Origin of the sequence: Hymenobacter nitidus, assembly GCF_020447315.1 — a bacterium.
GTDB lineage: Bacteria > Bacteroidota > Bacteroidia > Cytophagales > Hymenobacteraceae > Hymenobacter > Hymenobacter nitidus.
Genome location: NZ_JAJADQ010000012.1, coordinates 66,099 through 78,222 on the forward strand (window position 1 = coordinate 66,099; position 12,124 = coordinate 78,222).

Here is a 12,124-nt window from a genome sequence, read left to right on the forward strand (position 1 = left end):
TGCTGCCGGGGCGGCTGGTTGGGAGGCCGGCCGCCCCGGTAGTTTTTTGCGCTTTCTGACCTTTCCCCATCGAAAAATTCCCTATTTCCTCTCGATGTCAAACTTAAAGCGCCTTGTGGCGGCCGCTGGCTTTACGCTGGCCGCTAACCTGACTTTTGCCCAAACGGTAAGCCTGACCGTGCAGCCCGGAGACCCGAAGCTGCAAATCAGCAAAGACATTTATGGGCATTTCGCCGAGCACCTGGGCCGTTGCGTCTACGACGGTTTCTGGGTTGACCCCGGCTTGAACGTGCCCAAGCAGGGCCGCATCCGCATGGATATCGTGGAGGCCCTACGCAACGTTAAAGTGGCCAACCTGCGCTGGCCCGGTGGCTGCTACGCCGACGCCTACCACTGGCGCGACGGGGTAGGACCCACCGCCCAACGCCCCCGCACCATCAACACCTGGTGGGGCGACGCCGTGGAAGACAATTCCTTCGGTACCCACGAATTTCTGGAACTCTGCAAGCTGCTCGGCGCCGAGCCGTATCTGGCGGCCAACGTGGGCAGCGGCACGGTGCAGGAAATGGCGAACTGGATGGAGTACCTGAACTCCAACGCCGATACCCCGCTGACCCAGCAGCGCAGGCAAAATGGCCGCCCCGAGCCGTATGGCGTAACCATGTGGGGTATCGGCAACGAAAGCTGGGGTTGCGGCGGCAACATGACCGTCGACTACTATACCGACGTGTATAAGCGCTACGCCACTTTTGCCCACAACTACCCGGGCAGCCCCAAGCTGAAGCGCATCGTGAGCGGGGCCAACGGCGACGACGCCAACTGGACTGAAACGTGCATGAAGAAGATTCCGCTCGACCAGATGTGGGGCCTGACCTTGCACCAGTATACCCTGCCTACCGGCAGCTGGACCGGCAGCAAGGGCCCGGCCACCGGCTTCGACGAGGCCCAGTACTTCAACACGATGAAGAACTGCCTGAAGATGGAAGCCGTGGTGACCAAGCACGCGGCCATCATGGACAAGTACGACAAGGACAAAAAGGTGGCCTTGCTCGTGGACGAATGGGGCGTGTGGACCGACGTGGAGCCTGGCACTAACCCCGGCTTTCTGTACCAGCAAAACTCCCTGCGCGACGCGCTGGTGGCCGGCACCACGCTCAACATCTTCAACAACCACTGCGACCGGGTGCGCGGCGCCAACCTCGCCCAGGCCGTAAACGTGCTGCAGGCCCTGATTCTCACCGACAAGGAGAAGATGCTGCTCACGCCCACCTACCACGTGTTCGACCTGTATCAGGTGCACCAGGACGCGCAATACCTGCCCCTGCAATTTACCAGCCCCGAGTACACGCTGAACGGGGACAAGCTGCCGGCCCTGAATGCCTCGGCCTCGAAAGATGCCAAAGGCGCGGTGCATATTTCCCTGGTCAACCTCGATACCAAGAAGGCCCTGAAGCTAGAAACGACCTTGCCCGGCGTAACCTGGAAAAACGTGTCGGGCCGCATCCTGACCTCGGCGAAAGTCAACGACTACAACAGCTTCGACAATCCGAATAAGGTGAAGCTGGCCGACTTCAAGGGCGCCAAAAAGCGCGGCGGCAACCTGGCCGTGGAGCTGCCCCCGCAGTCGGTAGTGGTGCTGGAGCTGAAGTAGAAAGTAGCTGGTAAAGCATAACCTCAAACCGTCGGTCATCCTGAGCTTGCGAAAGTCCTTTGCAAGCTCAGGATGACCGACGGAAAAAACATACGCGTAACCTATATGAAACCCACCTCGACCTTCCGCAAGCTCACGGCCGCCGGCCTTTTGCTAACGGGCCTTGCCGTATTCAGCAGCCAGCAAAAAGCGCCCGAAAAGGGCCTGAAAGACTATTACAAGGACTATTTCCTGATGGGCGTGGCCGTGTCGCCGGCAGGTCTGAAGGGCGCGGAAGGGGAGCTGATCAAGCAGCACTTCAACAGCATCACGCCCGAAAATTCCATGAAAATGGGCCCGATTCATCCGGAAGAAAACCGCTACGAGTGGAAGGATTCCGACGAAATCGTCCAGTTTGCCCAGGACAACAAGCTGCGGGTGCGGGGCCACAACCTGCTCTGGCACGAGCAGACACCCAAGTGGCTTTTCAAGGACGCCAACGGCAAGCAGGTGAGCAAGGAAGTGCTGCTCAAGCGCCTGCACGACCATATTTTCACGGTGGTGAAGCGCTACAAGGGCAAAATCTACGCCTGGGACGTGGTAAACGAAGCCATTTCCGACAACCCCCAGGAGTTTCTGCGCAACTCGGAGTGGTACCAGATCTGCGGGGAGGATTTCATTGCCAAAGCCTTCGAGTACGCCCACGAGGCCGACCCCAAAGCGGTACTGTTCTACAACGATTACAACACCGAGCGGCCCGAGAAGCGGGAACGAATTTTCAAGCTGCTCAAGAAACTGAAAGACGCCAAAGTGCCGATTGATGCTGTCGGCCTACAAGGCCACTGGTCGTTGCAGGAACCCACTGAGGCCGAGCTGCGCCAGGCGCTGGACCAGTATTCGTCCTTGGGCCTGAAGGTGCAGATTACCGAGCTTGACGTGTCGATTTACCCCTGGGAAAAGGAGAAGCGTGCCAAGCGCCCCGGCGAGTCGGATGCCTACACGCCCGAGCTGGAGCAGAAGCAGGCCGAGCAGTACAAGATGTTCTTCAAAGTGTTCCGCGACTACAAAAAGGTGCTGACCGGCGTCACGTTCTGGAACATCTCCGACAAGTACACCTGGCTGGACACCTACCCCGTAGCCGGCCGCAAAAACTACCCGCTGCTCTTCGACCAGAACCAGAAGCCCAAAAAGGCCTACTGGGAAGTGGTGAAGTTTTAGAGCTAATAAGATAGTCCAGTCCCCCTCCTTTTTTCAAGTTCCGCGCATCAAGCGGTGTGGGTGCCCGGAGGGCGGGGTGGTCTAATCGTTGAACAACCTTCTGGCTCTAGTTCGCCTCACCCTTAGCCCTTCTCCAACATGGAGAAGGGGACTAGCGCTAAAACTGTGCAACGGTTGAACCACCCCTAGCCCCTCCTTGAAAAAAGGAGGGGAACTAGTTTTCTAGCTTTAGTCACCTGCCTCATACTTTCCGACTGCCGCGCCTTTTCCACCCGATTCCAATGAAAACCCTGCCTTTCACCCAACCCCACACCTGCGCCGCCCGCCGCTCCTGGCTGGGTCGGCTGACGCTGGTGCTGCTGTTCTCAACGTCCGTTGCCTGGGCCCAAGCTCCGAAATCGACGCTGAAAGAAGACATCTACGTATCTTCGGAAAAGGGCAAAAGTGGCTTTCCATTGGCTGCTTCCGGTAAAACGGCGGCGCTGTTTGCCAGCAACACCGACTGGCCCGGCGTGCTGCGCGCCGCCAAGGATTTGCAGGCCGACATCAACCGCGTGACTAAGCTGACGCCCACTTTCACGACCGACAAAGCGCCCACGGGCAAGGAGGTCGTGCTGATTGGCACCATCGGCAAAAGTGCGCTGATTGATGGGCTGGTTAAGGCCAAAAAACTGGATGTATCCGGCGTGGCGGGCAAGTGGGAAACCTTTGTGTTGCAGGTAGTAGAAAAGCCCATGCCGGGCGTAGAGCGGGCCCTGGTTATTGCCGGCAGTGACAAGCGCGGCACTATCTACGGTATTTACGACCTCTCGCAGCAAATCGGGGTGTCGCCGTGGTACTGGTGGGCCGATGTACCGACCAAGCCGCAAACGGCATTGTACGTAGCCCCCGGCCGCCATTCACAGGGCACCCCGCAGGTGAAGTACCGCGGTATTTTCCTTAACGACGAAGCGCCAGCGTTGTCGGGTTGGGCCAAGGAAAAGTTCGGCGGTATTAACTCGAAGATGTACGTGCACGTGTTTGAGCTGATTTTGCGGCTCAAGGGCAATTACCTGTGGCCCGCTATGTGGGGCAATGCCTTCAACGACGACGACAAGCAGAGCCCGGTGCTGGCCGATGAGTACGGCATCGTGATGGGCACCTCGCACCACGAGCCCATGGTTCGGTCGCAGCAGGAGTGGAAGCGCTTCGGCTCCGGCCCCTGGAACTATCAGACCAACGAAAAGACGCTCCAGGACTTCTGGCGGCAGGGCATCAAGAACATGGGCTCCAAGGAAAGCATCGTGACGCTGGCCATGCGCGGCGACGGCGACGAGCCCATGAGTGAGGGCAGCAACATTACCCTGCTCGAAAAAATCGTGGCCGACCAGCGCAAGATTATTGCCGAGGAAACCGGCAAGCCCGCCGAACAGACGCCCCAGCTCTGGGCCCTCTACAAGGAAGTACAGGACTATTACGACAAAGGCATGCGCGTGCCCGACGACGTGACCCTGCTCTTGTGCGACGACAACTGGGGCAACCTCCGTAAGCTGCCCAAGGCAGGGGAGAAGCCCCGCAAAGGCGGCTACGGCATCTACTACCACTTCGACTACGTGGGCGGGCCGCGCAATTACAAGTGGCTCAATACGAACCCGCTGCCCCGCATCTGGGAGCAAATGCACCTGGCCCACGAGTACGGAGCCAACCAGATCTGGATTGTGAACGTGGGCGACCTGAAGCCCATGGAATTTCCCATCAGCTTCTTTCTGGACTACGCTTGGAACCCCGACCGGATCAGTGCCGACCAGGTGGACGACTACTCGCGCGCCTGGGCCGCTCGGCAGTTTGGCCCCAAGCACGCGGCCGGTATTGCCGATATTCTGGCCAAATACGCCAAGTACAACTCCCGCCGCAAGCCCGAGCTGCTCGACGCCAACACCTACAGCCTGACCAACTACCGCGAATGGGAAACCGTGGTGGCCGATTACAACCAGCTGCTAACCCAAGCCGAAGCCATCAACCAGCAGCTGCCCGCCGAGTACCGCGACGCCTATTACCAGCTGGTGCTGCACCCGGTGCAGGCCTGTGCCAACCTGAACGAGCTGTACTACACCGTAGCGCAAAACCGGGAGGCCGCCAAAGCCAGCCTGGCCACTACCAATGCCTTGGCCGAAAAAGCCAAGGCGCTGTACGCCAAAGACGCCGAAATTACGAAGCGCTACCACGCCCTGGCCGGGGGCAAGTGGAACCACATGATGGACCAGACCCACATTGGCTATACCTACTGGCAACAGCCCGAGCAGAACGCCATGCCCGCCGTGCAGACCCTGGCTCCGGGTGCTGCTACTACGCCGGCCCCCGCCGCGTCCGTGCAAAAGTCGCCCGCAAAACCGGCCGCCGGCGCTGGATTCGTAGAGGCCGACGGCTACGTAAGCATCGAGGCCGAGCACTACAGCAAGGCTGTAAATGGCAGCGCCGTGAAGTGGCAGACTATTCCCGACCTGGGCCGCACGCTTTCCGGCGTCTCCACGTTCCCCACAACGGTGCCCGGCCAGGACCCCACGGCCAGTTCGCCACACCTGGAGTACCGCGTGCAGCTCACCAGCACCGGTCCGGTAACGGTGCAGGCTTACCTGGCGCCTACGCTGAATTTTAGTGGCGGCCAGGGTTTGCGCTACGCCGTGTCGTTCGACGATGAAGCCCCGCAGATTATCAACCTGCATACCGGTATGGTGGCGGATAATGGCAACCGGCCCTGGGAAAAGGCAGTGGCCGAAAACATCCTCATCAAAACCTCCAAGCACACCCTAAGCAAGCCCGGCGCCCACGTACTCAAGTTCTGGCGCGTAGACCCCGGCGTGGTACTCGAAAAGCTGGTGGTAGACCTGGGCGGCGTGAAGCCCAGCTACCTTGGGCCGCCGGAAAGCCCTTCGAGCACGGTAGCGCCGAAAGCTGCGGACGCTAAAGGCAGCGTGGGCCAACGGTAGAACGGCTGTGTAATGTAGCTCTCTGCGACTGTCATGCTGCACCTGAGGGCCTTTGCATAACGAAAAGTGGGGCGGTAAAGCACTGGTCGACCAGTACTTTACCGCCCCACTTATTTGTGGCTAGCTTGCTCTAGCTCGTTCTAGCTGCGGTCGGCGTCATTGTCGCGGCCGGCGTTGCGGCGGGGCATGGTGCCATAGTCGGTGCCGTTGTCGTGGGGCGGCACGGGGGCGTCGTTCTGCACGTCGCGGCTGTAGTCGTCCTTGGTCGGGGAGGAGGCGTCGGCTGCTGGGTTCATCGGCGTGTTCGGGTCGTTGTAGGAGCCGCCTTTCGAGCCGATTCCCTCACCGCTGTTACCCTGGTAGCTGGCCTCGCCTTCGGTGCGGGTGTAGCCGGTGCGCGAGTCGGAGCCGGTGGGCGTGGCGGCTTCCTGGTTGGGGCCGGGCTCGTTGGCACCGCTCAGCTCACCGGTGCGGCCGTGCACCGTCGGCTGCGGATTGTAGGTGGTGCCCGGCTGCTCGTCGCGCTTATCGTTCTGAGAAGGGATATAGTCGTAGTCGGCACTCTGGTTGCGCTGTTCCCCATTGCCCCCATCGTGCCCCGAACCCTGGCCACCAGCTAAGGAAGAGTGGCCGTAGTCGGCGCTGAAGCCCGAATCCGGCGCTTGGGGCGAGGCGTTGTCGTTGCGGTAGTGCGGGTCGACGGTGGTGCCGGCCAGGGGCGTGGCGGGCTCGTGGCCGAAGGTGCTGCCCTGGGGGTTGTACTCGTCGGTGCCGGTGTTATTTTCGGGCCGGCCGCCCACGTAGCCGCCGGAGCTTACCGGCTGGGAACCGAGCTGGGCGCCGTACACGTCGTCGGCGCGGTACTGATTGCCGTAGCCACCCTGCGTACCGCCGGGGCCCTGGGCGCCAAACTCGCCGCGGCCGGGGCTGCTAAGCTGGTTTTCGCGCCGGTCGTTATCATGGTAAATGGGCTGGACGCTGTTGCCAAACTGCCCGCCCCAATCGGCTTTCGGCGCTTCTTGCGTCGGAGCCTCGCCCCGCCGCACCGCGTTACGGTCAGCTTCCTTGTTTTCCTGCTCGTCTTCAGGTCCAGCATCCAGGGCGCCTTTGCCCACGCTCATTTCCGAATCGGCCAGGGATTGGCTGGAGGTGCCGGGTGAGGTAGCCTGGTGCTTTTTATCGTCGTTATTCGTCGTGTTATCTTGTTCAGTAGCCATGATGCAGTGGGTTTTAGCCGGCAACAACAAGTGTCGCCTCTAAAACCATACGCGCCGGCTACAGTAGAGTTTTGGCCTTCAGGCCGCTCGCAGTTCGCGCATGTTCTGGCTCCAGGCCCGCACCCAGTCCGGCAGCTCCGGCGACTCTGTAGCCTCGCCGGCGTGGGCCAGCACCTCGGCCGGGTCGACGGTGCCGCCCTTGCGTTTTACGAAGCGCAGGCTTACTACGGCCGTGGCAATAACCTGCTCGCCGCGGATAAACTGCTGCTGCAGGTAGAGCAGCCGGTCGTCCCAGCCCAGGGCCCGGGTTTCGATTTCGAAGGACTCAAACGGCTCCAGGGAGCGGCTAAACTGAATGGTTTCGGCGGCCACTACGGCCATGGGCGCGAAGTTCTTGATTTTGCTGAGCAGCCCCGAGCGAATCAGAATATCCATGCGGGCCAGGTCACAGAGAATCAGGTACTGCCCGTTGTTCATGTGGCGCAGCACGTCCAGGTCGGTGGGCCACACCCGAAACTTGGTGCGGCATGGGCCCATTACGGGTACGTTGGGTTGAAAGCGAGCAGTAAGCAAAAGCCAGATCAGGCGGAAGTACAGTTTCATAGCGGCAAAGAAAAAGGCCCCGGCCGGTAACTACACCGGCCGGGGCCTTTAGGTTTTGGTATTGTCGGAGCTAAAAAGAACGTCATGTCTCATTTAGGCTCGACATGACGTTCTAATTGGGCACTCTAGCGCTACTCAAACAAGCCCAGTGACTCGACGTGCGCTTTGCTGCCGTCCGTCACCCAGGCGTCGAGCTGGGCGGGGTCTTTCATCTGCTGGCCGCGGCTGCGGGGCACCACGATGTAGCCGCATTTCACGTCGGGCAGAGCCGACATGTCGCTCCACAGCTTTTCAATCTGCGCTACTGGATAGATATCCTCCTGACCGTGGCCCCAGCGGAACTTCACGTCCTTGGTCGTCACGTAGGTCGGGATGCGCTGGGCCACGGCGCGCACGGCGCGGGCCAGCTGGGTTTCGTCGGCCGTTTGCAGCTCGGCGCGGGTGAGGCCGAAGAGCTGGAGCAGCGGGTCAACCTCAATCCAGGTCGTCATCGAGTTGTAGTAGCTCAGGGCCAGCTCGTCTTCCTCGCGCGGTTGGGCCAGGCCTTCCAAGAGGCGCACCTGGCCGTTCACGCGCGCCAGTCCGCCGCCGCGGTCCTCGATGCGGCGCGGAATTACCTCGAAGGTCAGCGCATTGCCCGAGGCCCGGTGGTAGCCCAGGGCCGCGGCGTGCACGTCGGCGCCCAGCGTGTCGATGTTGTGGAGCATGATGGTTTCCACGGCCGGGTTTTCGCGCAGCAGGCGGGCCAGCGTCCCGTTGCGCAAGAGGTTCGACACCTCGTACCAGTGGCCGAGCGGGGAGAAGCGCTGGGCGGCAATGTTATCGACGTAGTCGGTGCCTTCGCCCTTGGTTTTGGCCCAGCCAATCATGGTGTTGCGCACCGCGTCGCGCACTTTCTGCTTGTTTTCGTCGAGGGTTTCCTGGGGCATCTCCTCCCACATAAAGCGCAAGTCCCGCTCCATGGGCACGAAACGCTGCCCAATCGAGCGGCCTTCGGAGAGGTACACCGCGCCGTCGTAGCCGTAGTTCCGGGTCTGGGCCAGCGTTTGGCGAATCGGCTCGTGGGTCAGGTAGCTGGTGGCCACGATGTGCGGAATTTTCGCGCCGTACTCCTGGGCCACGCGGCGCGTTTTGGCCAGGTGGATTTCCAGGAAGCTGCGGTGCCGCCCGCCTATTTCCACGAAGGGATTCAGGGCCTTAATCACGCCCGCGCCCTTGGTCCAGCGGCTGCCCACGCCGGCCGCCAAGCTCAGCACGGCCACTTTGCCGGCCCGAATAGCGTCTTCACCGCGCTGGGGTACGTCCTGTAAGTCGGCAAACTGCACCACGTCGGCAGCCTGCACGTCGTCGATGGCCGTTTCGGCCGGTAGGCGGTTGCGGGAGAGGCCAATCAGCCCCTTTTGCAATTCCTCCCGGATGTCCTCGTGCTGAATGTAGTCGAAGCCGTTGTCGCGCTTGATTTGCTCGGCCTTGTCGTTTTCCACGCTGCGGTTGCCCTGGCTCGTGGGGTCCGACACCTTGAACAGGTTGCTGACAATGGTGCGCAGCAGCGGATAGGCCAGGTTGTTCTGTTCGCAGTAGGTCGTGAAATAGTCGATTTCGGCCCGGCGCAGGTAGGAAATGGATTCCGGGTCGCGCTTCACCAGGCCCGAGACGTGGATGGCGTAGTACTGCTCCGGCATCAGGGCCTCGTTGCCCTCGTGCAGCGTGCTCCAGGTGCCGCGCCGGTTGATGCTCCAATTGTACACCACCGGCTCCATGGCGAAGGGCAACGCGGCCGAGAGTTCCTGCTTGGTTGTGCGCAAGAGGTCCAGCACGCGCACCTTGTAGTCCTCATACTTGTCGGGATTTACGAACATGCCCATGCCGCCGCCCGACATGCCGCCGAGCATCAGGAAGCCGTAATAATCAGCGCCGAATCCCTGCTTGGCCTTGGCAATAATCTGCTCGGTGAAGTAGGTCGAGGCCCAGGGAATGATGGTTTTGATGGGCCCCTCGAAGTTGCGGGCCGTGTTAGCCCCCAGCTTTTGAATGTCGCCTTCCTTGATGGAGGACAGGATGTTGTCGAAAATCTCGTTGGTCTGGTGCCGGGCCGCCGTTTCCTGGGCCCCGCGGAGCAGGTATTTCTCGGTCACCATCTCCAGAATCGGGCCCACGTTGGAGGCCATGCCCCCGTGCATCAGCACCAGGGACTTCATGATTTTCTCCCCGATTTCGGGATGCACATCGTCGCCCTCCAGCACCCGGTGCCGCGGCAGCAGCGTGCCCCGGCTAATGTCGTATTCCGGGTCGCCGGGCTGGGCGAAGGTGCCCTGAATGGCCTTGATGCCGGGCCACACGCCGCCCGAATCCTGCCAACCCCCGCCCGAGCCGCCAATCCACTCCCCCAGAATGGCACGGGAGGCCACCAGACGCCGCTCATTCTCGTCGAGGCCGCCGGTCAGGTTTTGGGTCTGCCCCGTGGCCCGCATCAGCAGGCTGATAATGGAGCCCAGCAGGTTAGTGGAAACCGCGAAACGGGAGCCTTTAGGAATGTCGTTTACCTTGGTCACCAGCTCGATGCCCATACCCGGGGCCACAATGCGCGCCAGGATTTCGGTCAGGCTCTGGTTGGTGCCTTCGAAGGAGGGCGGAATAAGGCCCGAGGCAATAACCCCGGCTTTGACCAGGCTCAGGTAGTCGTTGCCGAAGTTGAACAAGTCGGCCAGGTCCGTGACATCCTTGGTCGTGTTCAGGTCGATGCTAGTCAGGCGCAATACCGGCTCGGGAATGACGCGCACGTAGGCGTGCAGCGGGGGCCGGATGTCCTTGTCGCGCCCGAACATGCCCAGGTCAATCGACAGGTTGACAACCCGCGCACCCTCGGGGTAGTCCATGCCCAGAAAGAAGATATCCGACCAGCCGCTGTGCGTCAGGTCCATGCGCACGGAGGTGTGCTCGTGCAGCACGGGGTAGAACAACGACGAGTCGGAGCGCTGCAGCAGGGCCGGGTGAATCCGGATGGGATGCTCGTCCTGGTGGCCCACGCGGAACATCCACTGGTTGCCCTTGCTGGAGCGTACGCTCTTACGAACCTGGTCGGCCAGAATCTGGAAGGAGAGATGGTGGTAACTATCGGCCAGGGCGCTGAAGAGGGTGGCATTGGGGCCGTGCTGGTCCAGCTCGCGCAAAAACGTGCTGATGGCCTGCTCGAAGCGGCGGCTCAGCAAATCCTCAAAGCCGTGGTAGGGAATCTTGCCCACAGCCGGAATGTCCTTGGATTCCTGCAGGAAAAACCGGAAGCCGGCGTACAAAAACAGGATGGCCCGCACCTTGTCGTAGAGGTTGGGCGTGGCCTTGCGGAACTCGTCCAGCTCCCGCAGGTTCTGCAGCAGCTCCCGGGCCGAGAGGCCGCGGCTCAGGGCGTAAAAGTCCCGGTTTCGCTTCTCGGGCTCGGTAGCGGTAATCGTTTCGACGAAAATATTCATGGGTGGCACGGCTCTACTTGCGGGTATTGGCTTCGGCCAGCAATTCCACCATGGTGGTTAATGTCTCGTCGTGGGCTTCGCCAGCCAAACCCAGGGCCAGTTGGGCGCGGAGCAGGCCGTGGCGGCGGCTCAGGTCGTAGCGGTTGCCGCGTACTTCCAGGGCCAGGTACTTCTCGGTTTCGGCCAGCTCCTGCAGAGCGGGCGTCAGCAGCACGTTGGTCGAGCCAGCATCGAGCTGCTTCTGCAGAATCGGGAAGATGCTGGGCGTCAGCACGTGCATGCCGAAGAAGCAAAGGTAGTAGCCCGCCCGCAGGCCCGGCGTCTGGAGTTCCAGCTCGGCGGTGCTCAACGAAGGCTTCTCGATGATTTTGTCAATCTGATACACGCCCGCCTGACCGGCCACGTGCTTGCCCGTGAGCGTGCCGTAGCGGCTGATCTGGTGCTCAATGGTCGGGTTGACAGCGGCCACAGCGCATTCTTCCTGCGTAGCCAGCTCCAGTACCTGGGCGGCGCAGCGCTTGCCGGCCACGTCAGATACGTAGAGGTAGTCGCCGAGCAGCAGCAGGAACGGTTCGTTGTTGACGAACTCCCGGGCGCAGGCCACGGCGTGACCGTAGCCCAGGGCTTCGGTTTGCTCGGCAAACTGCAGGCGGCTAAGCAGGTGGTCGATTTTCTCGGCCTGCTGCCGGGCCCAGTCGATGTTCTGGTAGGTCTTAATCAGGTTGTCGCGCAGGGACGTGAAGGCGGCCACGTAGCGCGGCCCGTCGCCGGGGGCGCAGACGACGCACAGCTCTTCGATACCGCTGCTAAACGCCTCCTCGGCAATAATCTGAATGACGGGCTTGTGCAGACCGTCTACGTCTACTACCGGCAGCATGGCCTTCTGAATCGTGTCGGCCACCGGATACAACCGTTGGCCGCGGGCGGCGGCAGTAATGACTGCTTTTTTGATCTTCATGGGAATGGATTGTGTATTCACTCAGGAAAATGCCGGGAGAGAGGCGGGGTTGAAAAAATAGGTTC

The 12,124-nt window shown here is 61.2% G+C and carries 7 protein-coding genes; 3 read left to right on the forward strand and 4 right to left on the reverse strand.

Features of this window, described 5'->3' with window-relative positions:
* Positions 1-94: 94 nt before the first annotated feature.
* The 3 genes from LGH70_RS19800 to LGH70_RS19810 all read left to right on the forward strand — a co-directional run bounded on the left by LGH70_RS19800 (position 95) and on the right by LGH70_RS19810 (position 5,814).
* Entirely contained in the window at positions 95-1,651 is a 1,557-nt protein-coding gene (locus LGH70_RS19800; protein ID WP_226189328.1) for an alpha-N-arabinofuranosidase, read from the forward strand.
* Between the two features lie 105 nt (positions 1,652-1,756).
* Positions 1,757-2,848, forward strand: a complete 1,092-nt coding sequence (locus tag LGH70_RS19805; RefSeq protein WP_226189329.1) for an endo-1,4-beta-xylanase — start codon at positions 1,757-1,759, stop codon at positions 2,846-2,848.
* A 281-nt stretch (positions 2,849-3,129) separates the two neighbouring features.
* Entirely contained in the window at positions 3,130-5,814 is a 2,685-nt protein-coding gene (locus LGH70_RS19810; RefSeq protein WP_226189330.1) for a glycosyl hydrolase 115 family protein, read from the forward strand.
* Positions 5,815-5,954: 140 nt separating this feature from the next.
* On the opposite strand, the gene LGH70_RS19815 is transcribed toward LGH70_RS19810, so the two are convergent.
* The 4 genes from LGH70_RS19815 to LGH70_RS19830 form a co-directional block, all read right to left on the reverse strand.
* Complete coding sequence (locus LGH70_RS19815) at positions 5,955-7,031, reverse strand: hypothetical protein (protein ID WP_226189332.1); 1,077 nt, start codon at positions 7,029-7,031, stop codon at positions 5,955-5,957.
* A 78-nt stretch (positions 7,032-7,109) separates the two neighbouring features.
* Positions 7,110-7,634 carry a thioesterase family protein gene (locus LGH70_RS19820; protein ID WP_226189333.1) on the reverse strand — a complete coding sequence of 175 codons (525 nt, stop codon included), beginning with the start codon at positions 7,632-7,634 and terminating at the stop codon, positions 7,110-7,112.
* A gap of 131 nt (positions 7,635-7,765) precedes the next feature.
* Positions 7,766-11,101: a UTP--glucose-1-phosphate uridylyltransferase gene (locus LGH70_RS19825; protein WP_226189335.1), complete on the reverse strand. Its 3,336-nt coding sequence runs from the start codon at positions 11,099-11,101 to the stop codon at positions 7,766-7,768.
* Between the two features lie 13 nt (positions 11,102-11,114).
* Positions 11,115-12,059 carry a UTP--glucose-1-phosphate uridylyltransferase gene (locus tag LGH70_RS19830; RefSeq protein WP_226189336.1) on the reverse strand — a complete coding sequence of 315 codons (945 nt, stop codon included), beginning with the start codon at positions 12,057-12,059 and terminating at the stop codon, positions 11,115-11,117.
* Positions 12,060-12,124 lie beyond the last annotated feature (65 nt).

Bases quoted from the DNA above. Each gene is read 5' to 3' on its own strand.
- LGH70_RS19800 (WP_226189328.1), top strand. From the start codon at position 95: ATGTCAAACTTAAAGCGCCTTGTGGCGGCCGCTGGCTTTACGCTGGCC.
- LGH70_RS19805 (WP_226189329.1), top strand. From the start codon at position 1,757: ATGAAACCCACCTCGACCTTCCGCAAGCTCACGGCCGCCGGCCTTTTG.
- LGH70_RS19810 (WP_226189330.1), top strand. From the start codon at position 3,130: ATGAAAACCCTGCCTTTCACCCAACCCCACACCTGCGCCGCCCGCCGC.
- LGH70_RS19815 (WP_226189332.1), bottom strand. From the start codon at position 7,031: ATGGCTACTGAACAAGATAACACGACGAATAACGACGATAAAAAGCAC.
- LGH70_RS19820 (WP_226189333.1), bottom strand. From the start codon at position 7,634: ATGAAACTGTACTTCCGCCTGATCTGGCTTTTGCTTACTGCTCGCTTT.
- LGH70_RS19825 (WP_226189335.1), bottom strand. From the start codon at position 11,101: ATGAATATTTTCGTCGAAACGATTACCGCTACCGAGCCCGAGAAGCGA.
- LGH70_RS19830 (WP_226189336.1), bottom strand. From the start codon at position 12,059: ATGAAGATCAAAAAAGCAGTCATTACTGCCGCCGCCCGCGGCCAACGG.